The organism is Streptomyces sp. NPDC008125 (assembly GCF_042957125.1).
Classification (GTDB): Bacteria; Actinomycetota; Actinomycetes; order Streptomycetales; family Streptomycetaceae; genus Streptomyces.
Window position 1 is genome coordinate 173,388 of sequence record NZ_JBIBHR010000010.1, and the last position, 24,893, is coordinate 198,280.

Here is a 24,893-nt window from a genome sequence, read left to right on the forward strand (position 1 = left end):
CCGGCCGAAGTGCTGTCGCCGTCAGAGCTGCGCGGCGCCCCGGTCGGGGACGCAACGGCCGCCCTCGGTGCGGTACTTCCACTGCGCGCCCTCGCTCACCAGCTCGGTGACGGCGCGGACGAAGCGGTCCACGTGCTCGTCCGGGGTGCCGGCGCCGAAGCTGACGCGGATGGCGTTCAGGGAGCGCTCGCCCGGCTCGGCCTCCGGCGCGCCGCACTCGCCCGGGTCCTGCGGGTCGCTGCCGAGCAGGGTGCGGACCAGCGGGTGGGCGCAGAACAGGCCGTCGCGGACGCCGATGCCGTACTCGGCGGAGAGCGCGGCGGCGAAGTGGGAGCTGTTCCAGCCCTCCACCACGAAGGAGATGACGCCGACGCGCGGGGCGTCGTCGCCGAAGAGCGAGAGCACCTTGACCTGCGGCACCTCGGCGAGACCGCCCCGGACCCGGGCGACCAGCCGCTGCTCGCGGGCGACCAGGTTGTCGAAGCCTGCCTCGGTGAGGGCCTTGCAGGCGGAGGCGATGGAGTAGACGCCGATGACGTTGGGCGAACCGGCCTCGTGGCGGGCGGCGGTGGTGTGCCACTCCACGTCCACGCCGCCGTCGGTGCGCCGGGCGACCTTCTTCGAGGCACCGCCGCCGGCCAGGTAGGGCTCGGAGTCCTGGAGCCAGTCGGCGCGGCCGGCGAGGACGCCGGAGCCGAAGGGGGCGTAGAGCTTGTGGCCGGAGAAGGCGACCCAGTCGACGTCGAGTCCGGCGATGTCCACCGGGTGGTGCGGGGCGAGCTGGGCGGCGTCCAGCACGATCCGGGCGCCGTGCGCGTGGGCGGCGGCGGCCAGTTCCTTGACCGGCCACAGCTCGCCGGTGACGTTGGAGGCGCCGGTGACGCAGACGAGCGCCGGGCCGTGCGGGTCGCGGTCGGCGAGCGCGCGCTCCAGGGTCTCGACGGCCTGCTCCGGGGTGCGCGGCGCGTTGAGATAGGTGACCTCGGCGTCGCGCCAGGGCAGCAACGAGGCGTGGTGCTCGGTCTCGTACACGAACACCTCGCAGCCGGCCGGGATCACGGCCGCCAGCAGGTTGAGGGAGTCGGTGGTCGAGCGGGTGAAGATCACCTGGTCGCCGGGGCGGCAGCCGAGGAACTCGGCGACGGTGGCGCGGCTGTTCTCGAAGAGGTCGGTGGAGAGCTGCGAGAGGTAACCGGCACCGCGGTGCACGCTGCCGTAGTACGGCGCGTAGGCGGCGACGTCGTCCCAGACCCGCTGGAGCGCCGGGGCGCTGGCCGCGTAGTCGAGGGCCGCGTAGGTGACTTCGCCCCCGGTGACGAGAGGGACGGTGACGTCCTTGCCGAGGACCGGCAGCGGGGCGCAGTCCGCGTCGGCGAAGGCGGCGGGCGCGGAGGCGTTGAGGGCAGCAGAAGACACGGACATGACGAACTCCCGTAATACGCAGGCGAATTCACCGAGCCGGCGGGTACGCGGCAGCACGGTGCAAAAGGTGGAAAGGTGCGGAGAAGGGCGTTGCGCCCTATCGCATTCGCGTGCTCACAAGAGGCTCCCTAGGGACCAGGACCCCGGGGGCTGGCATTCGGGATGCCGAGGGGCCCGCGCTTGCCGCAGACCTCGCTGCCTACGGCCTGGTCTTCACCCGGGGCACCCCGCCACGGACGGAGGGTTGCCGGACAGCGGGCCGGGGCCGTAGTCGCTGTCACTCATGACCTGCCAGCATCTTGCCATACGTGTCCACGAACGCAAGGGCGCAGTCCGCGATACGGACTGCGCCCCTTCGTACGCGTACGGGCAGGGGAGCTCAGGCGTTGCTGGCCGCCACCCAGCGCTCCAGCGCGCGGTGCGCGGCCCCGGAGTCGATGGACTCGGCGGCGGCGGCGATCTTGGCACCGATCTGCTCGGTGAGCGTGCCCTCGCCCGGGTCCAGCGCCACCAGCGCCGCTGCGGAGTTCAGCAGCACCGCCTCGCGCACGGCCCCCCTCTCGCCGTCCAGCACCCGGCGGGCGACGTCCGCGTTGTACGAGGGGTCGGCGCCGCGCAGCGCCTCGACCGGCACCAGCTCCAGCCCCACGTGCCGCGGGTCGAAGGCCTCCTCGCGCACCTCGCCGCCCCGGACCACCCAGACCCGGGAGGTCGCGGTGGTGGTCAGCTCGTCGAGGCCGTCGTCGCCGCGGAAGACGAGCGCGGAGTTGCCGCGCTCGGCGAGGACGCCGGCCACGATGGGCGCCATCCTGAGGTCGGCGACGCCGACGGCCTGGGCGCGGACGTGGGCCGGGTTGGTGAGCGGGCCGAGGATGTTGAAAGTGGTCTGGGTGCCCAGCTCCTTGCGGGCCTTGGCCGCGTACCGCAGGGCCGGGTGGAACTTCACCGCGAAGCAGAAGGTGATGCCCGCCTCGGCGGCCACCTCGGCGACCCGCTGCGGGGTCAGCTCCAGGTTGACGCCGAGCTTCTCCAGGACGTCGGAGGCGCCGCTGGCCGAGGAGGCGGACCGGTTGCCGTGCTTGACGACCTTGGCCCCGGTACCGGCGATCACGATCGCGGACATCGTGGAGATGTTGACCGTCTTCGCGAGGTCACCGCCGGTGCCGACGATGTCGACCGAGGGCCCAGGCACCTCGATGGTGCGGGCGTGCGCGTACATCGCGCGGACCAGGCCGCTCACCTCGGCGACCGTCTCGCCCTTGGACCGCAGCGCGATGGCGAAGCCCGCGATCTGCGCGTCGGTGGCGTCCCCGCTCATGATCCGGTCCATGGCCCAGGCGGTGTCGTCCGCGCCGAGGTCCTGGCCGCGCAGCAGGGGCGTCAGTACGCCGGACCAGGAACGGTCCGCCGCGCTGTCGCCGCCGTCCGGGGTCACCACGTTCATGGTCCGCTCCAAGATTTTCCACAGCCGGAAAGGGGGTGTCCGTCCACCCTATCGGGGCCCGGGAACGACGAAGAGCCCCGTCCGGCGAATGGACGGGGCTCCTCGCTGTGGCGATCAGTTCAGGCGATCAGTGGTGACCGTGGCCGCTGGTGATCTCCTTGTACTCCTCGACGGTGGGCTTGGCGATCTGGTTGTGCTCGCCGTAGTAGCCCTTGCTGAGCTTGGCGCGCAGCTTCGTGAGGGCCGAGACCTTGCGCTCGACACCGTTCTCGTCGACCGTGGGGCCGATCTCGAGCGGGGTGTACTGCTCGTGCGCGGTGAGGGTGTGCAGCTGGCCCGGGCTGAGCGGCTCGTGGACCTCCACGAACTCGCCGTGCGGCAGGCGCTTGATGAGCCCGGACTCGCGTCCGTGCAGCACCTTCTCCTTGTCGCGGCGCTGGAGGCCGAGGCAGATCCGCTTGGTCGCGATGAACACGAGCACCGGGACCACGAAGAACCCGACCCGCACGAACCAGGTGATGGCGTTGATCGACAGGTGGAAGTGCGTGGCCCACAGGTCGTTGCCGCCGCCGACGAGCAGGACGAAGTACCAGCTGATCCAGGCGACACCGAACGCGGTGCGCGTCGGCGCGTTGCGCGGGCGGTCCAGGATGTGGTGCTCGCGCTTGTCGCCGGTGACCCACGACTCGATGAACGGGTACACCGCGATCGCGGCCAGCACCAGCGGGAAGATGACCAGCGGGATGAAGACGCCCAGGACGAGCGTGTGGCCCCAGAGGTTGATCTCCCAGCCCGGCATGACACGGATCAGGCCTTCGGAGAAGCCCATGTACCAGTCGGGCTGCGCACCGGTGGACACCTGGTCCGGCCGGTACGGGCCGATGGCCCAGATCGGGTTGATCGAGGCGACCGCGGCGACGACCGAGATGACGCCGAAGACCAGGAAGAAGAACCCTCCGGCCTTGGCCATGTAGACCGGCAGCAGCGGCATGCCCACGACGTTCTTGTTCGTCCGGCCGGGGCCCGCGAACTGCGTGTGCTTGTGGTAGAAGACCAGGATCAGGTGGGCCACCAGCAGACCCATCATGATGCCCGGAAGCAGCAGGATGTGGATCGAGTAGAACCGGGCCACGAAGTCGCCGCCGGGGAAGTTCCCGCCGAACAGGAAGTACGCGAGGTACGTGCCGACGATCGGCACGGACAGGATCGCGCCCTGCATGAAGCGGACACCCGTACCGGAGAGCAGGTCGTCCGGGAGCGAGTAACCGGTGAAGCCGGTGAACATGCCCAGCACGAACAGCAGGAACCCGAAGAGCCAGTTGATCTCGCGCGGCTTGCGGAACGCGCCCGTGAAGAACACGCGCATCATGTGCACGAACATCGCGGCCAGGAAGATCAGCGCGGCCCAGTGGTGGATCTGCCGCACGAGCAGACCGCCGCGGACGTCGAAGCTGATGTTCAGCGTCGACGAGTAGGCCTCGGACATCCGGATGCCCTGCATGGGCTCGTACGGGCCGCTGTACACGACCTCGTTCATGCTCGGGTGGAAGAACAGCGTCAGGTACACACCCGTGAGGATGATGATGATGAAGCTGTAGAGCGCGACCTCACCGAGCATGAAGGACCAGTGGTCCGGGAAGATCTTGCGCATGTTGGCCTTGGCCAGGCCGTAGATGCCCAGCCGGCCGTCCGCCCAGTCGGCGACCCGCTCACCTGCGGGTGCCTTGCGCGTGGTTTCCGTCGTAGTACTCATCCGCGCTCCCAGAAGGCAGGACCGACGGGCTCTTCGAAGTCACCGAGAGCTTCGAGGTCGCCCTCGCTGCTCACGCCGATCCGCAGCTGCGGAAGCGCGTGCCCGGCCGGACCGAAGATGACGCGGGCGCCGTCGGAGAGGTCGAAGGTGGACTGGTGGCACGGGCAGAGCACGTGGTGCGTCTGCTGCTCGTACAGGCTGATCGGGCAGCCGACGTGGGTGCAGATCTTGGAGAAGGCGACGATGCCCTCGTGCGCCCACTCGCGCTCGCGCTTGTCCTTGATGTCGTCCGGCTCGATGCGGATGATCATCAGGGCGGCCTTGGCGATCTGCGCCTGGAAGTCCTCGGCGTTCTCCTCCAGGCCCTCGGGCATGGCGAAGGTCAGCGAGCCGACCACGATGTCCTCGGGGCGCAGCGGCTGCATCGTGTTCATGTTGATGAGCTTCTTGCCCTTGGCCCACAGGGTCGAGCGGAGCTTCTTCTCCGGCAGCGGACCGAGGTCGCGCAGCAGCATCACGCCGGAGAGCGGCACCAGGGCCAGCGCGCCGAACATCGTGGTGCGGATCAGCTTGCGCCGGCCGATCACGGACTCCTCGGCACCGGCCTTGAAGTCGGCGAGGACCTGCGCCTTGACCTCGGGCGAGGCCTCGATCGCGTGACGCTCGGCGGGGGTCTCGACGTCCGACATCAGGGTGCGCGCCCAGTGGACGGCGCCCGCACCGATGGCGAAGAGCGCCACGCCCAGGGTGAGACCCAGGGAGAAGTTCAGCGCGCTCACATGGCCGAACGGCCAGATGTAGACGATCTTGTCGACCGGGAAGATGACGTAGGAGGCGATGAACGCCACCGTCGCCAGCATGGACAGGATGAACAGGTACGCGACGACTCGCTCGGAGCGGTTCGCGGCACGTTCGTCGATGTCCTGGATGCGCGGCTTGTGGGCCGGCAGCCCCGGGTCGGCGAACGGGTCGCCCGTACCCACTACCGCGCCGTGCGCGGCGTCCTGCTCGGTGAGCAGGCTCTTCTCTGGATTCTCTTCTTGGCTACTCATGACTTCTTGGCCTTAGCGGTGTGGGCCGCGACCCAGACGGCGACGGCGATCAGGAGGCCCAGGCCGAAGATCCATGCGAACAGGCCTTCGCTGACCGGACCGAGGCCACCGAGCGACAGGCCGCCCGGGCTCTCGCTGTTGTCACCGTTCACGGTCTTGATGTACGCGATGATGTCCTGCTTCTGCTGCTCGGGCATCGTCGTGTCGGGGAAGGAGGGCATGTTCTGCGGGCCGGTCTGCATGGCCTCGTAGATGTGCTTGGGGCTCGTGCCTTCCAGGCTCGGGGCGTACTTGCCGTTCGTCAGCGCGCCGCCCTCACCCGTGAAGTTGTGACACTGGGCGCAGTTGGTGCGGAACAGGTCGCCACCCTTGGCGATGTCCGCGCCGTCGGGGCTGACCTGCTTCTCGGTCGGCGTGATCGGACCGGCGCCGAGCGACGAGACGTACGCCGCGAGCTGGTCGATCTCGTCCTGCGAGTAGATGACCTTCTTCGCCGGGATCTGGGCACCCGGCTGCTGCGCGGGCATCCGGCCGGTGCCGACCTGGAAGTCGACCGCGGCGGAGCCCACGCCGACCAGCGAAGGCCCGTCGGAGGTGCCCTGACCACTGGTTCCGTGGCAGCTGGCGCAGCCGACGGTGTAGATCTTCTTGCCCTCCTCGATGGGGAGGGACTGGACGGATTCGTCTGCCTGCGCCTTGCCCGCAGGCGCAAACGCGGCGTACAGCCCCCCGGTAGCCGCCAGCGCGAGGAGTAGTACGACGACGGCCGCCAGTGGATGGCGTCGTCGTGCGGAGAGCTTTTTCACGGATTACCCCGGTGTCAGGATCTTCTGCGTCGATGGTGGGTGGGTGCGAGCGCCCGGTTACTTGATCATGTAGATCGTCGCGAAGAGGCCGATCCACACAACATCGACGAAGTGCCAGTAGTAGGACACGACGATGGCTGCGGTCGCCTGTTCGTGGGTGAACCTCTTGGCTGCGTATGTTCTGCCGAGAACCAGCAGGAAGGCGATGAGACCGCCTGTCACGTGCATGCCGTGGAAGCCGGTGGTCAGGTAGAACACCGAGCCGTACGGGTCCGAGGACAGGGAGAGCCCGTCCGTCTTGACCAGCTCGGTGTACTCCACGACCTGGCCGCCGATGAAGATCGCACCCATGACGAACGTGATGATGAACCACGTCCGGAGCTTCTTCACGTCGCCCCGCTCCGCGGCGAAGACGCCGAGCTGGCAGGTGAGAGAGGAAAGCACCAGGATCGTGGTGTTCGTCGCGGAGAACGGGAAGTTCAGATGGTCGGCCATCTCCTTCCAGTGATCCGGTCCCATCACCGATCGCAGGGTGAAGTACATCGCGAAGAGGGCCGCGAAGAACATCAGCTCGGAACTCAGCCAGATGATGGTTCCGACGCTGGTGAGGTTCGGCCGATTGACCGACGGGTGCGCGTGCCCGGTTTCTACTGTCGTTGCTGTCGCCACGACCGACATTATGTCGGTCGCTTATCCCGCCCTCACTCCCGGGGGTGCCGTTCGGTGTGTCAGAGGGGTGTGTCCTCCCCGAACGGCCCAGCGAATCGACGTCATTAGCGGTGCTGACGGGCTGTCGGCGGGAGTACGATCCGCGCATCGGTTCATGCCCCGAGAGCCCCGACGACACAGCTGTCACGGAGGAACAATGCAGGCGACCGCCACGGTCCTGGTCTACAGCGACGACGCCAACGTCCGCGAGCAGGTGAAGCTCGCCACCGGGCGACGGCCCGCGGCCGACGTCCCCGAGGTGCGGTTCCTGGAGTGCGCGACGCTGCCCGCCGTGCTCTCCGCGCTGGACGCCGGCGGCGTCGACGTCTGCGTACTGGACGGCGAGACGGCGCCCGTGGGCGGCATGGGCGTGTGCCGGCAGATCAAGGACGAGGTGTTCCACTGCCCGCCGGTGCTGCTGCTGATCGGGCGCCCGCAGGACGCCTGGCTGGCCACCTGGAGCCGCGCGGACGCCGCAGTGACCCTTCCGGTGGACCCGGTCGAGTTCGCGGACGCCCTGGCGGCCCTGGTGCGCGGGCGGCTCCGGACGGCGGCCAAGGCCTCCTGAGGCCGCCCGCACACGGGGGCCGCACGGTCGTCCCGGGAGGCGGCGCACCCCCCGGCGTCAGATCTGGGGGCGCAGTCGCGCCGCCAGAGCCGATGTCCGGGGGTGCGCCGCGGCCCCGGGCGTGGCGTTCGTCAGGGCGCTGCCCTTCTGCCAGGCGTCCCAGGAGACGTTCCAGTCCCCGAACCCGTTGTCGAAGGGGGTCATGGTCTCCCCCTCGCTGCCGACGACCTTGACGACGTCGCCCTCGCGCACGGTGTCGAAGAACCATTCGGCGTTCTCCGTGCTCATCCCGGTGCACCCGTGGCTGACGTTGGCGCTGCCCTGGGACCCGACGGACCACGGCGCGGCGTGCACGTACTCGCCGCTCCATGTCACCCGGGTGGCCCAGTAGACCGGCAGGTCGTACGACTCCGAGGAGCCCTCCGCGATGCCGACGGTCTCGCCGCGCATCCGGACGAACGCCTCCTTCCCGAGCACGACCTTGACGCCGTTGCGGGTGGAGAAGCCGGGCTTTCCGGTGGTGACCGGAATGGTGTTGATCACTTCCCCGTTGCGGAGCACGGTCATCTCGTGCTCGGAGGCGTCGGTGACGGCCTCGATCCGGTCGCCGATGCTGAGGTGCAGCGGCTTGACCTCGGCTCCGTAGAGCGCGTCGGTCACCTTGATGCCCTTGAAGTTGCTGGTCACTTCGACGGCCGCGCCGGCGGGCCAGTAGTCCTGGGGCCGGTAGTGGAGGATCTTGTCGTCCACCCAGTACCAGGAGCCGGTGACGGCCGGGGTGGAGCGGACCTTGAGGGCGCGTTCGACGGCGGCCCTGGCGGCCTTGTCGGTGACCGGAACGCTGAGTTCCGCCGTGATGGGCTGTCCGACCCCGTACGTGCCCGCCTGCGGGCCGAAGGAGACGTTCAGGAGCTTCTTCGGGGAGGTGGTCTCGAAGGAGAGGGTACGGCGGCCGGGGGCGCCGTCCTCGTCCTCGGTGGTGACCTTCACTTCGTACCGCGCGCCGGCGGCGAGCGGAGCGGTGGAGTGCCAGCGTTTCCCGTCGGCGGCGAGTTCGCCGGCCAGGCGGCGGCCGGTGCTGTCCGCGGCCGTCACATCGGTGATGCGACCCTCGTCACCCTTGACGGTGACTTCCAGGGGCTTGTCGGGATCGGCCTTGCCGTTCGGCGCATGGCCGTTGAAGGAGACCTGGTCGGCCGCGTCGAACGGCTTGGCCGAGAGCGGGTGACCATCGGGCTCTCCACAGGCGGTCGCACCGGCGACCAGGGTCACGACCAGCAGGGAGCAACTCACTACGGAGCGGGTGCGCGGCGTGTCGTTCATGAACCCACGCTAAGAAGATTCATCCGATCCAGCGCGTTCTACGACTGCAAACGAGGGGCCCGGACCGCTCTTGCCGAGCAGTTCGGGCCCCTCGCGAGGTACTTCTGGTAATGCGGTGTCACCCGGCGGGTGTCACTGGGCGGGTGTCACTGGGTGCGGTTCTCACCGCGGTAGTACTCGAACACCCAGCCGAAGAGACCGATGGCGAGCATCGGCGCCGAGAAGTACGCCAGCCACCAGCCGAAGGCGATGCTCATGAAGAGCAGCGCGCCGCCGATCGCCAGGGAGAGCGGCTGCCAGCTGTGCGGGGAGAAGAACCCCACGTCGCCGGCCTCGTCGGCCACGTCGGCTTCCTTGTTGTCCTGGGCCATCTGGTCGACCCTGTTGGCCGTGAAGGCCAGGTAGAAGCCGATCATGATGGACAGCCCGAAGGCCAGGACGAGGGCGGTGGTGCCGACCGGCTCCTTCGACCACACGCCGTACGTGATGGCCATGATCAGGATGAAGACGCTCAGCCAGATGAACAGCTTGCCCTGGATCTTCACTTGCCTGCCTCCTTACCACCGGCGAGAACCTTGTCCTCGGAGTGGTGACCGAGCTGCTCCAGCGCGGCGATCTCCGGGTGGTGCAGGTCGAACGCCGGGGATTCGGAACGGATCCGCGGCAGGGTGATGAAGTTGTGGCGCGGGGGCGGGCACGAGGTGGCCCACTCCAGCGAACGGCCGTAGCCCCACGGGTCGTCGACCTCGATCTTCTTGCCGTACTTGGCGGTCTTCCACACGTTGTAGAAGAACGGCAGGATCGACAGGCCGAGGAGGAACGAGGAGATCGTCGAGATCGTGTTCAGCGCGGTGAAGCCGTCGGCCGCGAGGTAGTCCGCGTAGCGACGCGGCATGCCCTCGGCACCGAGCCAGTGCTGCACCAGGAACGTGCCGTGGAAGCCCACGAACAGCGTCCAGAACGTGATCTTGCCGAGCCGCTCGTCCAGCATCTTGCCGGTGAACTTCGGCCACCAGAAGTGGAATCCGGCGAACATCGCGAACACCACGGTGCCGAAGACGACGTAGTGGAAGTGCGCGACGACGAAGTACGAGTCCGAGACGTGGAAGTCCAGCGGCGGCGAGGCCAGCAGGACACCGGTCAGACCACCGAAGAGGAAGGTGATCAGGAAGCCGATCGACCAGAGCATCGGCGTCTCGAAGGACAACGAGCCCTTCCACATCGTGCCGATCCAGTTGAAGAACTTCACACCGGTCGGTACCGCGATGAGGAACGTCATGAAGGAGAAGAACGGCAGGAGCACGCCGCCCGTCACGTACATGTGGTGCGCCCACACCGTCACGGAGAGACCCGCGATGGCGATGGTGGCCGCGATCAGACCGATGTAGCCGAAGATCGGCTTGCGGCTGAATACCGGGATCACTTCGGAAATGATTCCGAAGAATGGTAGCGCGATGATGTACACCTCTGGGTGTCCGAAGAACCAGAAGAGGTGTTGCCAGAGCAATGCGCCGCCATTGGCCGCGTCGAATACGTGGGCCCCGAATTTTCGGTCCGCTTCCAACGCGAAGAGCGCGGCGGCGAGGACCGGGAAGGCCAGCAGGACCAGAACGGCCGTCAGCAGGACGTTCCACACGAAGATCGGCATCCGGAACATCGTCATGCCGGGCGCGCGCATGCAGATGATCGTGGTGATGAAGTTGACCGCGCCGAGGATCGTACCGAAGCCGGAGAAGGCCAGACCCATGATCCACATGTCGGCGCCGACACCCGGGGAGCGGACGGCGTCCGACAGCGGGGAGTAGGCGAACCAACCGAAGTCGGCGGCGCCCTGCGGGGTGAGGAAGCCTCCCACCGCGATGAGCGAACCGAAGAGGTAGAGCCAGTACGCGAACATGTTCAGCCGCGGGAACGCCACGTCGGGCGCACCGATCTGCAGCGGCATGATCCAGTTGGTGAAACCGGCGAACAGCGGCGTCGCGAACATCAGCAGCATGATCGTGCCGTGCATCGTGAACGCCTGGTTGAACTGCTCGTTCGACATGATCTGCGTACCCGGACGGGCCAGCTCGGCGCGCATGAAGAGCGCCATCAGGCCACCGATGCAGAAGAACGCGAACGAAGTGACCAGGTACATCGTGCCGATCGTCTTGTGGTCAGTGGTGGTCAGCCACTTGATGACGACGTTTCCCGGCTGCTTGCGCCGTACCGGCAGTTCGTCCTCGTACGAGTCGTCTGCCGCCGCGGCACCCTGGGGTTCGTTGAGGATGCTCACAGTTTGTTGGTCTCCGCATTCCTGGCGGGGTCAGTCTGCTCGATGCCTGACGGCACGTAGCCGGTCTGCCCCTTCTCCGCCAGCTCCTTGAGGTGCTGCTGGTAACGCTCGGGAGAGACAACCTTGACGTTGAAGAGCATCCGGGAGTGGTCGACGCCGCAGAGTTCGGCGCACTTGCCCATGAAGGTGCCCTCCTTGTTCGGAGTCACCTCGAACGCGTTGGTGTGGCCCGGGATGACGTCCTGCTTCATGAGGAACGGCACCACCCAGAAGGAGTGGATGACGTCACGTGAAGTGAGGATGAAGCGGACCTTCTCGCCCTTCGGCAGCCACAGGGTCGGACCCGGGTTGCCGGTCTGGGGGTTGCGCGTGCCCGGGATTCCCGCGTCGTAGACGCCGCCGGCGCCCTTCGGGAAGTCCGCGATGTAGCGGTCGGGGATCGAGGAGAGCTCCTCGGGCGTCTTGGTGGTGGACGGCGAGCCGTCCACGTCCTCGACGTAGTTGAACGCCCAGCTCCACTGGTAGCCGACCACATTGATGTTGTGGACGGGCTTGGTGGAGAGGGTGAGGAGCTTCGATTCATCGCGCGCGGTGAAGTAGAAGAGCACCGAGACGATGATCAGGGGGACCACTGTGTACAGCGCCTCGATGGGCATGTTGTACCTGGTCTGCGGAGGTACCTCCACCTTGGTCCGGCTACGCCGGTGGAAGAAGGCACTCCAGAGGATCAGCCCCCAGACAAGGACACCCGTGGCGAGCGCTGCCGCCCACGAGCCCTGCCAGAGGGAGAGGATCCGAGGGGCCTCTTCCGTTACCGGGGTAGGCATACCGAGGCGAGGGAAATCCTGCCAGTTGTACGAACAACCGGAGGCCGTCGCCAGGACCAGGCCCGCAGTCAGCACCTGCGGCAGCTTCCGCCGCATCGGGCGCCGCGACGAGCGGTCGGAGCCGTTGGGACTCACGTAGCGCCTTCCCGAGAGTCTCGCCCGCTACGGTCGGCGCGCCCGTATGTCTCTGGTCGGTCGCCGCCCTGTCGCGGGCAGGGGTTTGGATGTTTATGCGGACCAAACCCTACTGGACGCTATTTGGGGTCGCGCGGGGAGGGTGCCCAACGCGCCGTCCGACACCCCGAAGGGGTGGAATCCCGGCTTCCGGGCGTCATCTGACGTTCCTTCTCCTGGTTCGCGGGCGCCCGCGAACGGCAGGGCCAGGCCTGCGGGCTAGCGTGGCCGGGTGCCCTACTTCGACGCCGCCTCCTCCGCCCCCCTGCATCCCGTGGCCCGTCAGGCCCTGATGGCCTCGCTGGACGAGGGCTGGGCCGATCCCGCCCGGCTCTACCGGGAGGGACGGCGGGCCCGGATGCTGCTGGACGCCGCCCGCGAAGCGGCGGCGGAAGCGGTCGGCTGCCGCCCGGACGAGCTCGTTTTCACCCCTTCGGGGACGGCCGCGGTGCACGCGGGAATTGCCGGAGCTCTTTCGGGCCGTCGGCGTGTCGGCCGTCATCTGGTCGCCTCGGCGGTCGAACACTCGTCGGTATTCCATGCCGCGACCGCACACGAGGCGGCCGGCGGGTCCTTCGCCGAGGTGCCGGTGGAGCGGACCGGAGCGGTGGATTCCGCCGTGTTCGGCGCCTCCCTGCGCGCGGACACCGCGCTCGCCTGCCTCCAGTCCGCCAACCACGAGGTGGGCACCGAGCAGCCCGTGGCGGCCGTCGCCGCGCACTGCCGGGAGGCAGGGGTCCCGCTGCTGGTGGACGCGGCGCAGTCGCTGGGGTGGGGACCGGTCGCGGACGGCTGGTCGCTGCTGACGGCGAGCGCCCACAAATGGGGCGGCCCGGCGGGCGTCGGGCTGCTGGCGGTGCGCAAGGGGGTCAGGTTCGCACCCCAGGGGCCCGCCGACGAGCGGGAGTCGGGGCGGTCGGCCGGCTTCGAGAACCTGCCGGCGATCGTGGCCGCCGCCGCCTCGCTGCGCGCGGTGCGCGCCGGGGCGGACGCGGAGGCGGCCCGGCTGCGGGCACTGGTGGACCGGGTCCGCGCGCGGGTGGCGGCCGGGGTGCCGGACGTCGAGGTGGTGGGCGACCCGGAGCGGCGCCTGCCGCACGTCGTCACCTTCTCGTGCCTCTACGTCGACGGGGAGACCCTGCTGCACGAGCTGGACCGGGCCGGTTTCTCCGTATCGTCCGGTTCGTCCTGCACCAGCAGCACGTTGACGCCCAGCCATGTGCTGAAGGCGATGGGGGTGCTCTCGGAGGGGAACGTCCGGGTGTCGCTGCCGGCGGGCACCGCCGCCTCGGACGTGGAGCGGTTCCTCGACGTGCTCCCCGGAGTGGTCGCCGGGGTACGGGAGCGCCTCGGGGTTCCCGTGGCGGACCGGGCCGCCGGGGGTGCCGCCGCGACGGCCGCGTCGCTGGTGGTGGACGCGCTGGGCCGGCGCTGCCCGATCCCGGTGATCGAACTCGCCAAGGTGATCGGGGACGTTCCGGTGGGCGGCACGGTGACCGTGCTCGCCGACGACGAGGCGGCCCGGCTGGACATTCCGGCCTGGTGCGAGATGCGGGAGCAGGAGTACGTGGGCGAGCGGCCCGCGGAGCGCGGCGCGGCGTACGTGGTCCGCCGGCTGGGCTGAGGGGTCGGCGCCCCGGGGCGGTGCCGCCGGGCCGGCCACCGGGGCCGCGGGCGGTGACGCGGGGGGGGGGGCGCCCGCGGCGGGGGGGGGGGGGGGGGGCGGCGCCGGTGGCGGGGCGGGCGGGCCGGCCCCGGGGCGCCGCGGCGGTTCAGGCGAGGTGCGCGCGGACCTCGTCGGCGGCGTCGTGGCCGTACGCCTTGGCGAAGCGGTCCATGAAGCGGGAGCGGCGCAGGGTGTACTCCTGGGTGCCGACCGTCTCGATGACCAGGGTGGCGAGCATGCAGCCGACCTGGGCGGCGCGTTCCAGACCGACGCCCCAGGCGAGGCCGGAGAGGAAGCCGGCGCGGAAGGCGTCGCCGACGCCGGTCGGGTCCGCCTTCGTCTCCTCGTCGGGGCAGCCGACCTCGATGACCGGCTCGCCCACGCGCTCGATGCGCACCCCGCGGGCGCCGAGGGTGGTGATCCGGTGGCCGACCTTGGCCAGGATCTCCTCGTCGGTCCAGCCGGTCTTGGACTCGATGAGCCCCTTCTCGTACTCGTTGGAGAAGAGGTAGGTGGCGCCCTCCAGCAGTATCCGGATCTCTTCGCCGTTCATCCGGGCGATCTGCTGGGAGAAGTCCGCCGCGAAGGGGATGCCCCGGCTGCGGCACTCCTCGGTGTGGCGGAGCATCGCCTCGGGGTCGTCGGCGCCGATGGAGACGAGGTCGAGGCCGCCGAGGCGCTCGGCGACGCTCTGCAGCTCGATCAGCCGGGCCTCGCTCATGGCGCCCGTGTAGAAGGAGCCGATCTGGTTGTGGTCGGCGTCCGTGGTGCAGACGAAGCGCGCGGTGTGCAGCACCTCGGAGATGCGGACCGATCCGGTGTCCACGCCGTGCCGGTCGAGCCAGGCGCGGTACTCGTCGAAGTCGGAGCCGGCGGCGCCCACCAGGACCGGCGAGGTGCCGAGCTGCCCCATGCCGAAGCAGATGTTGGCGGCGACCCCGCCGCGGCGCACGTCCAGGGCGTCGACCAGGAAGGAGAGCGAGACCGTGTGCAGCTGGTCCGCGACGAGCTGGTCGGCGAACCGGCCGGGGAAAGTCATCAGATGGTCGGTGGCGATGGAGCCGGTGACTGCGATACGCACGGGAGGCTGCTCCTGCGGAGGCGGGGGACGCGTGGGCGTTCCGGGACGGCGTGACACCTCACGCTACCCGTTTCCGCACCAAGCACCGATGGGATGAAACTACCCGATAGTAGGTCTTTCTACCCGGGGGCAAGGTGCGTACGGTGCGGATATGCCCACACACAGCGTTGTGTCCGAGACCGAGACGAGCCTGGCCGATCTGAGGGGTGACTGCGTGCGGATGGCTCCGCACTGGGTCGTTCCGCCGAAGACTGCCACGCCGCCCGTCGCGCCGTCCCTGATTCACGGAGTCACGGTGCCGCCCGCCTCCGCGCGGCTGATCGAGGCGACGGAGGAGTACGGGGGCTGAAGACCCCGCCCCGGAGTGCCGCGAACCCGCCCGGTCCGGACGGTTGGGCGGGGCCTGACGCCCGCTCCCGGTGGCGCTCTCGGGCCCCCGGGAGGGAACCGATCGCGGCTCCGGCCCGTCACAGCTCCGTCCCCCCGCCCGGGGGACGGGGCGGGAGCATCCGCCCGCGGAAGCGAGGCGAAGGAGCTCTCCGGTGAGCATCGACCGATCCGACGACGAAGCGCCCGCCCGCCGACGGCCCTCGGCCATGATCGGCGCGGTGGTGGCCGCGGTGGTGCTGGCCGGGGGCGGCGGTGCCTGGTGGGCGGCCACGGCGGACGACGGCGGAGAAGGGGCGAAGAAGACCGCCTCCTCGGCGTCCGCGTCCCCGGCCCCGGCCCCGCTGGGCATCTCCGGACCGGCCGATCCGTCGGTACCGGGCTTCGCCCCCGGCGAACCGGCCCCCACGGGCGTGGTCTACCGCGCCACCGGGGATCTGCCGCAGGGGCCGGCGACGGCGCCGGTGCACCGGACCACCGCCGCCACCGTGTCCCTCGCCGAGGCGGCCCGGGCGGCCCGGGCATTCGGCATGCAGGGCACCCCGACGGCGCAGGAGGGCTACTGGCGCCTGGGTGCGGGCGGATCGAAGCCGTACCTGGAGGTCTCCCAGGAGGCACCGGGAACCTGGAAGTACCTGCGCGGCACCGGCGGCCTCTCCCCCTGCCCGTCCGGCGCGGTGTGCGCCGGCGGCACCTCGGGCGGGAACCCGGTGAGCCGGGAGGCGGCGAGGGAGGCGGCCCGGCCGGTACTCGACGCCCTGGGCCTGGGCGACGCCGCGCTCGGCGACGGCGGGCCGCTGGGGGCGCAGCGGGTGGTCCGTGCCGATCCGGTGGTGGACGGGCTGCCCACCCACGGCTGGTCCACCGACGTCCAGGTGGGACCGGACTCCGCGGTCACCGGCGCGTCGGGCCGGCTGCTGCTGCCGACGGCCGGGAACGGCGATGCCCTCTACCCGGTGGTGGACGCGGCTGCCGCCCTGGCGTCGCTGAACGCCGCGCAGGGGTCCACGGCCGCCCCGGCCTGCGCGACGGCCGAACCCCTGGAGAGCGGGGAGGGCGGCGCGAAGACGGCGGGCCCGGAGTGCGTCCCGTCCTCGGGTCGCATCGCGCCGCCGACGGCGATGGCGGTGGAGAAGGCGGTGTTCGGGCTCTCGGCGCAGCTCGTGGACGAGCGGCCGGCCCTCGTGCCGTCCTGGCTCTTCACCGTACGGCCGGAGGCGGGCGGCCCGGTCTCCACGGTCGGCCAGGTCGCCGTCGCCCCCGCCTACCTGGAGACGCCGTCGGCATCGCGGCCGTCCCGCGGCGTGACGCCGATCTCGTACACCGAGCACGGGCGGACGCTGGAGGTGTCGTTCTGGGGCGGCGTGTGCGGCACCTACACGGCGAGCGCCGAGGAGGACCGTACGGAGGTCAGGGTGACGATCACCGAACCTCGGCCGAAGCCCGGCACGGCCTGCGTGGCGCTCGCCGAGCGGGTGACCGTCCAGGTGCCCCTGGACGCGCCGCTCGGCGGGCGGACCGTCCGGGAGACGGCGTCGGGCAAGCCGGTTCCCCGCGCGTGAAGCGGCTTTGAACCAGGACGCACGAGGGCGGCCCCGGAAGCGATTCCGGGGCCGCCCTCGTCGTGCGTCTTCGTTCCGCGGCCGGTCCGTGGACCGGGCACCCTCAGGGAACCGGTGAGGGTTTAGCTGAAGGAGTCGCCGCAGGCGCAGGAGCCGGTGGCGTTGGGGTTGTCGATCGTGAAGCCCTGCTTCTCGATGGTGTCCACGAAGTCGATCGAGGCACCGCCGAGGTACGGGGCGCTCATGCGGTCGGTGACGACCTTGACTCCGTCGAAGTCCTTCACGACGTCGCCGTCGAGCGAGCGCTCGTCGAAGAAGAGCTGGTAACGCAGGCCGGAGCAGCCGCCGGGCTGTACGGCGACGCGCAGGGCGAGGTCGTCGCGGCCCTCCTGGTCCAGCAGGCCCTTGACCTTGGCTGCGGCGGCGTCGGACAGGAGGATGCCGTCGCTCACGGTGGTGGTCTCGTCCGATACGGACATCTGCTTCTCTCCCGGGTTGTACGGACTGCTTGCCGACGGTGCAACCGTCGCGCGCGCGGATTCATTCCGTGCCCGCGTCCGTCTGTTCATTTTCATGCTCGCACACGGCGCGCGCGAGGGTATGCGTCACATCGACGGTAACGGCGTCGTCAAACTGACACGATCCGGCTATCATAGATAACGTCAAATAGACGAAAAGACTCCCGGCGCAGACCCGGCCCACCCGACCGGCACCGCCGCGCTCACCAATGACAAGAAAGGGTGCGTGACGTGACCACGGCCCACCCCCCTGTGGAACTCGATGTTCAGCCGTCGCCCCTGGCCCTGCTCCTGCTCGGCCGCGAGGCCGACCCGAGGAGCGAGCGCGGCGTGGAGTGCCCCGGCGACCTGCCTTCCCCCTCCGACCCGGATCTGGTGGAGCGCGCCCGCGCCGCCAAGGAGAAGCTCGGGGACAAGGTGTTCGTCCTCGGCCACCACTACCAGCGCGACGAGGTGATCCAGTTCGCGGACGTCACCGGCGACTCCTTCAAGCTGGCCCGTGACGCCGCGGCCCGCCCGGAGGCCGAGTACATCGTCTTCTGCGGTGTGCACTTCATGGCCGAGTCCGCGGACATCCTCACCGGCGACGACCAGAAGGTCGTGCTGCCCGACCTGGCGGCGGGCTGCTCGATGGCCGACATGGCCACCGCCGAGCAGGTCGCCGAGTGCTGGGACGTGCTGACCGAGGCGGGCGTGGCCGACCGGGTCGTGCCCGTCTCGTACATGAACTCCTCCGCCGACATCAAGGCGTTCACCGGCCGCCACGGCGGCACCATCTGCACCTCCTCCAACGCCGAGCGGGCGCTGGAGTGGGCCTTCGAGCAGGGCGACAAGGTCCTCTTCCTCCCCGACCAGCACCTGGGGCGCAACACCGCCGTCCGGGACATGGGGATGTCGCTGGAGGACTGCGTCCTCTACAACCCGCACAAGCCGAACGGCGGCCTGACGGCGCAGCAGCTGCGCGACGCGAAGATGATCCTGTGGCGCGGGCACTGCTCGGTGCACGGGCGCTTCTCGGTGGAGTCCGTGGAGGACGTCCGCGCGCGCATACCCGGCGTCAACGTCCTGGTGCACCCGGAGTGCAAGCACGAGGTCGTCGCGGCGGCCGACCAGGTCGGCTCGACCGAGTACATCATCAAGGCGCTGGAGGCGGCCCCGGCCGGCTCCAAGTGGGCCATCGGCACGGAGCTGAACCTGGTGCGCCGTCTGGCGAACCGTTTCGCTGCCGAGGACAAGGAGATCGTCTTCCTCGACAAGACGGTCTGCTTCTGCTCCACGATGAACCGGATCGATCTGCCCCACCTGGTCTGGACGCTGGAGTCGCTGGCCGAGGGCAAGCTGGTCAACCGGATCGAGGTCGACCCGGAGACCGAGAAGTACGCCAAGATGGCGCTGGAGCGGATGCTCGCGCTGCCGTAGGGCACGCACGCGCCGTGTACGGCGAACGGCCCGGCCCCCGCACTCCCGTGAGAAGGAGAGTGCGGGGGCCGGGCCCTTTTCCGCTGTGGCCGGCCGGACGCCGTCAGACGCCGGAGTGGGCCGCCTCGCGGGAGCCGTCCGTACCGGAGTCGGTACCCGTGCCGGAGCCGGAGTCGCCCTGCGCGGGGACCTCGCCCTTCGCCGCGCGCCTGGCCGCCTTCTTCTTGGCCCGGCGTTCCTTGCGCAGCTCCACCATGGCGTACAGCGTCGGCACCAGCAGGAGCGTCAGCAGGGTGGAGGTGATGAGTCCGCCGATCACGACGACGGCCAGCGGCTGGGAGATGAACCCGCCCTCGCCGGTGACGCCGAGCGCCATCGGCAGCAGCGCGAAGATCGTCGCCAGCGCGGTCATCAGGATCGGGCGGAGCCGGTGACGGCCGCCCTCGACGACCGCCTCGACGACGCCCATCCCCTGGGACCGGTATTGGTTGATCAGGTCGATCAGCACGATCGCGTTGGTGACCACGATGCCGATGAGCATCAGCATGCCGATCATCGCCGGGACGCCCATGGGGGTGCCGGTGATGATCAGGAGGCCGAGCGCGCCGGTCGCCGCGAACGGGATGGAGACCAGCAGGATCAGCGGCTGGATCAGCGAACGGAACGTCGCGACCAGCAGCATGAAGACGATCGCGATGGCCGCCAGCATGGCCAGGGCGAGGTTCTTGAACGCCTCGTCCTGGTCCGAGGTGACGCCGCCGATGGTGGCGGTGGCGCCCTCCGGGAGGTCCAGCGCCTTGAGCTTCGAGGCGAGCTCGGTGCTGACCGCGCCGGTGTTCTCCTCGGTGGGCCGCGCGGTGATGGTGGCGGCGCGCTGCCCGTCGATCCGGGTCATGGAGACCGGGCCGGGGACCAGCTCGACGTCGGCGATCTGGCCGAGCTTCACCTTGCCGGCCGGGATCTCCTTGAGCTGGGCCAGGGTGGTGGCGGGCGTCGCGGACCGCACGACGATGTTCCGCTCGGTGTCGTCGAGCATGGCCGTGCCGGAGTTCGTCCCGCCGACCGCGCCGGTGACGAGCGCACCGATCCTGGTCTGGTCGTAACCGGCGGCCGCGGCCTTGTCGTTGGCACGGACCGAGATGCGCGGCACGCTCTGCGACAGGTCGCTCTGGACGTCGGTGACGCCGTCGACCTTCGCGACCTCGGCGCGCACCGCCTCGGACGCCTTCTTGAGCACGTCGGCGTCGGCGGCCTTGACCACGACGCTGATGTCCTGGCTGCCGAATCCGCCGCCCGCCGCGATGCTGGTCCGGCCGATGCCGTCCAGCTTCGCGAGACCGTCCTCGATCCGCTTCTGGGTGGCCTCGTACTCGCCGGAGTCCTTCAGGGTGATCTGGTACGAGGCCTGGTTGGCGCCCGTGCCACCGCCGAAGGCGGCCATGAAGCCGGAGGAGCCGACGGTGACCTGGTAGTCCTTCACGCCCTTGTCGGCGGCGATGACCTTCTCCACCTTGCGGGCGGCCTCGTCGGCCGCGGCGAGGCTCGTCCCCGGGGTCAGCTTCTGGGTGACGGAGAGGACGTCCTGCTCGCCCTGGTCAAAGAAGTTCGTCTTCAGCAGGGGGGCCATGCCGAAGGTGCCGAGCAGGATGACCAGCGCGATCACCACACTGGTGACGCGGCGGCGGGTCGCGAAGCCCAGGACGGGGACGTAGAACCGCTGGAGCCGGCTCGTCGCCTCCTTCTCCTCGGCCTTGCGACGGGCCTCGTCCGGGTCCTCGGCGGTTCCCTTGGGGGCGCGCAGGAACCAGAAGGACAGGACGGGTACCACGGTCAGTGAGACCAGCAGCGAGGCCAGCAGCGCCGCCGTGACCGTGATCGAGAACGAGCCGAAGAGCTGGCCGACCATGCCGCCGACGAGACCGATCGGCAGGAAGACGGCGACGGTGGTGAGGGTGGAGGCGGTGACCGCTCCGGCCACCTCCTTCACCGCGGCGACGATCGCCGAGTGGCGCTCCTCGCCGTAGCCGAGGTGCCGCTTGATGTTCTCCAGGACGACGATCGAGTCGTCGACGACGCGGCCGATCGCGATCGTCAGCGCCCCGAGGGTGAGCATGTTGAGCGACAGGTCGCGGGTCCACAGCACGATCAGCGCGAGGACCACGGAGAGCGGGATGGAGACCGCGGTGACGAGCGTCGAGCGGATCGACGCGAGGAAGAGCAGGATCACCACGACGGCGAAGACCAGGCCGAGCGCGCCTTCGGTGGTCAGGCCGGAGATCGCCTTGGAGACGGCCGGGCCCTGGTCGGTGACGACCGTCAGCTCGGCGCCGGAACCCAGGTCCTTGCGCAGGTCGGGGAGGATCTTCTCGACCGCGTCGGAGATCGCGACGGCGCTGCCGTCCTGGTCCATCGTCGCCATCACGGCGAGGCTGGGCTTGCCGTTGGTGCGGGTGATGGAGACCGGCGCGGACTCCTCCTGCTTCACGGTGGCGACGTCGCCGAGGCGGACCGGCTTGCCGGGCTTCCCGGTCTCGGCGCCGGGGACGACCCGGACGTCCTCGATCTGCTGGAGCGAGGTGAAGCCGCCGCCGACCTGGATGGTGCGGCTCTTGCCGGACTCGGCGAAGGAGCCGGCCGCCATGGTGCCGCCGGCCGTCTGGAGCGCCTGGGAGACGGAGGTCGCCGAGAGACCGGCCGCCGCGAGCTTCCTGTCGTCGGGGACGACGGTGACCTGCACGTCCTGGACGCCGTTGACGGCTACCTGGCCGACGCCCTCGATGTCCTCCAGTGCGGGCACCACGGTGTGGTCCAGCTGGTCGGCGAGCGCCTGCTGGTCCTTGTCCGAGGTGACGGCGAGGACCACGGTCGGGATGTCGTCGGTGGAGCCGGCGATGACCTGCGGGTCGACGCCCTCGGGGAGCTGGTTGCGCGCCCGGTTCACGGCCTGCTGGATGTCGGCGACGAGCTGCTTGGTGCCCTCGTCCCCGAAGTCGAAGCTGGCCATGACGACGGCGTTGCCCTCGCTGGCGGTGGAGGTGACGCCCTCGATGCCGTCGACGGCCTTGATGGCGTTCTCGAGCGGTTCGACGACCTGCTTCTCGACCACATCGGGGGACGCCCCCTGATAGGGCGCCAGGACCGACACCATCGGCAGCTCGATGGTCGGCAGCAGCTGCTGCTTGAGCTGGGGGATCGCTATCGCCCCGAAGACGAGCGCGACGATGGAGATCAGCCCGATCAGGGCCCGTTGCGCGAGGCTGAACCTTGACAGCCAGGACATGGGTTACGTCTCTCTTCTGTGGCGTACGCGGTGACGGGCGGATGCGTGAGTCGAAGGGGACACACCCGACCCACTCATACGATCCCTGATGGCCCGCGGCCGGACGTCGGCCCCCCGGGTGCTTTTTACGGCCTCCGTGTACCGCAGCTGGAGTACGCCGTCTCCACCCGGCCGCACCCCGGGGTCACGCACTCCGGGGGCGTACCAGTCCCGACTCGTAGGCGATGACGACCAGTTGGGCACGGTCGCGGGCGCCGAGCTTCGCCATGGCCCGGTTCACGTGGGTCTTGACGGTGAGCGGGCTGACCGCGAGGCGTTCGGCGATCTCGTCATTGGAGTGGCCGGCGGCGACCTGGACCAGCACCTCGCGTTCGCGGACGGTGAGCGCGTCCAGCCGCTCGGCGTGGGCGGCGGCGTCGGGCAGCTCGTCCGAGGTGGCCGCCTGCGCGAGGAAGGTGGCGATCAGTCCCTTGGTCGCGACCGGGGAGAGCAGCGCCTCGCCCGCGGCGGCGACGCGTATCGCCTGGAGGAGCTCCTCGGGTTCGGCGCCCTTGCCGAGGAACCCGGAGGCCCCGGCCCGCAGCGACTGCACGACGTACTCGTCCACCTCGAAGGTGGTCAGCATGACGACCCGTACGCCGGTCAGCGCCGGGTCCGCGCTGATCAGGCGGGTCGCGGCGAGGCCGTCGGTGCCCGGCATCCTGATGTCCATCAGGACCACGTCGGGGGCGGTGGCGCGGGCGAGCTCCACCGCCTGGGCGCCGTCGGCCGCCTCGCCGACGACCCGCATGTCGGGTTCCGAGTCGACCAGCACCCGGAACGCGCTGCGCAGCAGCGCCTGGTCGTCGGCGAGCAGCACCCTGATCACGCTCACGCGAGTCCCCCCGTACGGTCCGGAGCGCCCGGGCGGGCGTCCACCGGGAGGATCGCATGGACCCGGAACCCGCCGCCGTAGCGGGGGCCCGCCGTGAGGGTGCCGCCGAGCGCGGTGACGCGTTCGCGCATGCCGAGGAGGCCATGGCCACCGCCGAGTCCGCCCTGGGCGGGGACCGCGGGGGTCCCGCGCCCGTTGTCGAGCACCGTCACCTCGGCCACGGCCCCGACCCGTACGACGCTGACCTCGGCCTTCGTACCGGCTCCGGCGTGCTTGCGCACATTGGTCAGAGCCTCCTGGACGACCCGGTAGGCGGCCAGGTCGACGGCGGCGGGCAGCGGGGCGGCCTGCTCGGGGCAGGCGACCTCGACCGGGAGTCCGGCGTTGCGGAAGGTTTCGACCAGATCGCCGAGGACGGCGAGGCCGGGCGCGGGTTCGGTGGGGGCGGTGGGGTCGCCGGACTGGCGCAGCAGCCCCACGGTGGCGCGGAGTTCGTTGAGCGCGGAGCGGCTGGCGTTCCGTACGTGCGCGAGCGCCTCCTTGGCCTGGTCCGGGCGCTTGTCCATGACGTGGGCGGCTACCCCGGCCTGGACGTTGACCAGCGCGATGTGGTGCGCGACCACGTCGTGCAGGTCGCGGGCGATGCGCAGCCGTTCCTCGGCGACCCGGCGGCGGGCCTCCTCGTCCCGGGTGCGCTCGGCGCGTTCGGCGCGTTCCTGGATCGCGTCGATGAAGGCCCGGCGGCTGCGCACGGCGTCCCCGGCCGCCCCGGCGAGGCCGGTCCAGGCGACGACGCCCAGGTTGATCTGACTGTACCAGGGAGCGGCGCCGAAGATCATCGCGGTGGCGGCGAGCGCGCCGCTGGTGACCAGCCCGACCCGCCAGGTGGTGGGCCGGTCGGTGCGGGAGGCGACGGTGTAGAGGGCCACGACCGCGCTCATCACCACCGGCGCCGGCGGGTCCACCACCACGAACTCGACGACCGACAGGCAGCAGGTGAAGCCGAGCACCTGGAGGGCCCGCCTCCTGCGCAGCACCAGCGCCGCGGCGCCGAGCAGCATCAGGACGACGCTGGACGCGACGGGGGTCCGCGAGCCGAAGGAGGGCCCGTGGTGGCCGGGGCCGCCGGAGTCGGCGAAGGACGCCACGAGCATGGTCCCGAGGACGGCGAGGGCGAGCGCCGCGTCGAAGGCGAGCGGATGGTCCCGCAGCCAGCGGCGGGCGCGCGCGAGTCCGGTTCCGAGGGTGGTCACGTCGGGCAACGGTACGGCGTGCGGGGAGCGGGGCGGCCGGGGCGGCGGACACCGCGCTCCGGTACGCCCCCGTGCGCGTCCGCATCGCCCCCCGTGCGTGGGGGAGGTACGCACACACGCCCCGCCGCCCGCCCGGGGTCCGGGCGGGCGGCGGGGCGCGTGTCGTGGAGAGCGGAGTGCTCGGTGCGGGTGCGGGGGACCGGCCGGGTCCGGTCAGCCGGGGATGAGCCCGTCGTCGTGGAGCATCGCGCGGACCTCTTCGAGGGTGGCGTCGGGAGACGGCAGGATCAGCTCGGACGGCTCCAGGGAGTCGTCCGGCAGCGGCGAGCCCAGCTCGCGCACCCGGCCGAGCAGGGCGTGCAGCGTGGTGCGGAAACCGGGTCCGTCGCCGCGCTCCATCTCCGCGAGCAACTCGTCGTCGAGCGCGTTCAGCTCGGCGATCGCGCCGTCGGCCAGTTCGACCTGGCCCTCCCCCATGATCCGTACGATCATGACCGTTCC

Annotated in this window: 21 protein-coding genes and 1 riboswitch; of the genes, 5 read left to right on the forward strand and 16 right to left on the reverse strand. The window is 70.3% G+C overall.

Features of this window, described 5'->3' with window-relative positions:
- Positions 1–21: 21 nt before the first annotated feature.
- The 6 genes from ACFZAX_RS18960 to ACFZAX_RS18985 all read right to left on the reverse strand — a co-directional run bounded on the left by ACFZAX_RS18960 (position 22) and on the right by ACFZAX_RS18985 (position 7,155).
- Positions 22–1,422: an aminotransferase class V-fold PLP-dependent enzyme gene (locus ACFZAX_RS18960; protein ID WP_390962792.1), complete on the reverse strand. Its 1,401-nt coding sequence runs from the start codon at positions 1,420–1,422 to the stop codon at positions 22–24.
- Positions 1,423–1,593: 171 nt separating this feature from the next.
- Positions 1,594–1,711: riboswitch (SAM riboswitch) on the reverse strand.
- Positions 1,712–1,801: 90 nt separating this feature from the next.
- Positions 1,802–2,866, reverse strand: coding sequence for an anthranilate phosphoribosyltransferase (trpD, locus tag ACFZAX_RS18965; RefSeq protein ID WP_390962793.1), 1,065 nt, complete (start codon positions 2,864–2,866; stop codon positions 1,802–1,804).
- A 127-nt stretch (positions 2,867–2,993) separates the two neighbouring features.
- Complete coding sequence (locus tag ACFZAX_RS18970) at positions 2,994–4,619, reverse strand: cytochrome b N-terminal domain-containing protein (RefSeq protein WP_390962795.1); 1,626 nt, start codon at positions 4,617–4,619, stop codon at positions 2,994–2,996.
- Positions 4,616–5,671, reverse strand: a complete 1,056-nt coding sequence (locus ACFZAX_RS18975; RefSeq protein ID WP_390962796.1) for a Rieske 2Fe-2S domain-containing protein — start codon at positions 5,669–5,671, stop codon at positions 4,616–4,618. Before ACFZAX_RS18975 ends, ACFZAX_RS18970 begins: the two co-directional genes overlap by 4 nt.
- Complete coding sequence (locus ACFZAX_RS18980) at positions 5,668–6,477, reverse strand: c-type cytochrome (RefSeq protein ID WP_390962797.1); 810 nt, start codon at positions 6,475–6,477, stop codon at positions 5,668–5,670. The genes ACFZAX_RS18975 and ACFZAX_RS18980 overlap by 4 nt, the downstream gene beginning before the upstream one ends.
- 57 nt (positions 6,478–6,534) lie before the next feature.
- Entirely contained in the window at positions 6,535–7,155 is a 621-nt protein-coding gene (locus tag ACFZAX_RS18985; RefSeq protein WP_266703481.1) for a heme-copper oxidase subunit III, read from the reverse strand.
- Between the two features lie 187 nt (positions 7,156–7,342).
- Between ACFZAX_RS18985 and ACFZAX_RS18990 the strand changes: the two genes are divergently transcribed.
- Entirely contained in the window at positions 7,343–7,753 is a 411-nt protein-coding gene (locus tag ACFZAX_RS18990; protein WP_390962798.1) for a hypothetical protein, read from the forward strand.
- 57 nt (positions 7,754–7,810) lie between these two features.
- Here the strand turns inward: ACFZAX_RS18990 and ACFZAX_RS18995 are convergent, their stop codons facing one another.
- The 4 genes from ACFZAX_RS18995 to coxB all read right to left on the reverse strand — a co-directional run bounded on the left by ACFZAX_RS18995 (position 7,811) and on the right by coxB (position 12,313).
- Positions 7,811–9,076, reverse strand: a complete 1,266-nt coding sequence (locus ACFZAX_RS18995) for an Ig-like domain-containing protein (protein WP_390962799.1) — start codon at positions 9,074–9,076, stop codon at positions 7,811–7,813.
- A gap of 146 nt (positions 9,077–9,222) precedes the next feature.
- On the reverse strand, positions 9,223–9,621 hold the full coding sequence (locus tag ACFZAX_RS19000) for a cytochrome c oxidase subunit 4 (RefSeq protein WP_327175310.1): 399 nt from the start codon (positions 9,619–9,621) through the stop codon (positions 9,223–9,225).
- Complete coding sequence (gene ctaD, locus ACFZAX_RS19005) at positions 9,618–11,351, reverse strand: cytochrome c oxidase subunit I (protein WP_390962800.1); 1,734 nt, start codon at positions 11,349–11,351, stop codon at positions 9,618–9,620. Before ctaD ends, ACFZAX_RS19000 begins: the two co-directional genes overlap by 4 nt.
- On the reverse strand, positions 11,348–12,313 hold the full coding sequence (gene coxB / locus ACFZAX_RS19010) for a cytochrome c oxidase subunit II (RefSeq protein WP_390962801.1): 966 nt from the start codon (positions 12,311–12,313) through the stop codon (positions 11,348–11,350). The genes ctaD and coxB overlap by 4 nt, the downstream gene beginning before the upstream one ends.
- A gap of 271 nt (positions 12,314–12,584) precedes the next feature.
- Here coxB and ACFZAX_RS19015 point away from each other — a divergent pair, with 271 nt between their 5' ends.
- Positions 12,585–13,976 carry an aminotransferase class V-fold PLP-dependent enzyme gene (locus ACFZAX_RS19015; protein WP_390962803.1) on the forward strand — a complete coding sequence of 464 codons (1,392 nt, stop codon included), beginning with the start codon at positions 12,585–12,587 and terminating at the stop codon, positions 13,974–13,976.
- A 148-nt stretch (positions 13,977–14,124) separates the two neighbouring features.
- Here ACFZAX_RS19015 and ACFZAX_RS19020 read toward each other — a convergent pair whose 3' ends face one another.
- Entirely contained in the window at positions 14,125–15,099 is a 975-nt protein-coding gene (locus tag ACFZAX_RS19020; RefSeq protein WP_390962804.1) for a PfkB family carbohydrate kinase, read from the reverse strand.
- A gap of 151 nt (positions 15,100–15,250) precedes the next feature.
- Between ACFZAX_RS19020 and ACFZAX_RS19025 the strand changes: the two genes are divergently transcribed.
- A complete protein-coding gene (locus ACFZAX_RS19025) occupies positions 15,251–15,448 on the forward strand; it encodes a hypothetical protein (protein WP_327175315.1) in 198 nt (65 codons plus the stop codon).
- Positions 15,449–15,641: 193 nt separating this feature from the next.
- On the forward strand, positions 15,642–17,048 hold the full coding sequence (locus ACFZAX_RS19030) for a hypothetical protein (protein ID WP_390962805.1): 1,407 nt from the start codon (positions 15,642–15,644) through the stop codon (positions 17,046–17,048).
- A 122-nt stretch (positions 17,049–17,170) separates the two neighbouring features.
- Here the strand turns inward: ACFZAX_RS19030 and ACFZAX_RS19035 are convergent, their stop codons facing one another.
- A complete protein-coding gene (locus tag ACFZAX_RS19035) occupies positions 17,171–17,527 on the reverse strand; it encodes an iron-sulfur cluster assembly accessory protein (RefSeq protein ID WP_266703501.1) in 357 nt (118 codons plus the stop codon).
- 261 nt (positions 17,528–17,788) lie between these two features.
- Between ACFZAX_RS19035 and nadA the strand changes: the two genes are divergently transcribed.
- Complete coding sequence (nadA, locus tag ACFZAX_RS19040; RefSeq protein WP_390962806.1) at positions 17,789–18,985, forward strand: quinolinate synthase NadA; 1,197 nt, start codon at positions 17,789–17,791, stop codon at positions 18,983–18,985.
- Between the two features lie 103 nt (positions 18,986–19,088).
- On the opposite strand, the gene ACFZAX_RS19045 is transcribed toward nadA, so the two are convergent.
- From ACFZAX_RS19045 to ACFZAX_RS19060, 4 genes are all read right to left on the reverse strand, one after another.
- Complete coding sequence (locus tag ACFZAX_RS19045) at positions 19,089–22,265, reverse strand: efflux RND transporter permease subunit (RefSeq protein WP_390962807.1); 3,177 nt, start codon at positions 22,263–22,265, stop codon at positions 19,089–19,091.
- 184 nt (positions 22,266–22,449) lie between these two features.
- The gene (locus ACFZAX_RS19050; RefSeq protein WP_390962808.1) at positions 22,450–23,139 is read right to left on the reverse strand and encodes a response regulator; all 690 of its coding nucleotides are present in this window, start codon (positions 23,137–23,139) and stop codon (positions 22,450–22,452) included.
- The gene (locus ACFZAX_RS19055; protein WP_390962809.1) at positions 23,136–24,392 is read right to left on the reverse strand and encodes a histidine kinase; all 1,257 of its coding nucleotides are present in this window, start codon (positions 24,390–24,392) and stop codon (positions 23,136–23,138) included. Before ACFZAX_RS19055 ends, ACFZAX_RS19050 begins: the two co-directional genes overlap by 4 nt.
- Before the next feature lie 213 nt (positions 24,393–24,605).
- The gene (locus ACFZAX_RS19060; protein WP_390962810.1) at positions 24,606–24,884 is read right to left on the reverse strand and encodes a hypothetical protein; all 279 of its coding nucleotides are present in this window, start codon (positions 24,882–24,884) and stop codon (positions 24,606–24,608) included.
- Between the last annotated feature and the right edge of the window lie 9 nt (positions 24,885–24,893).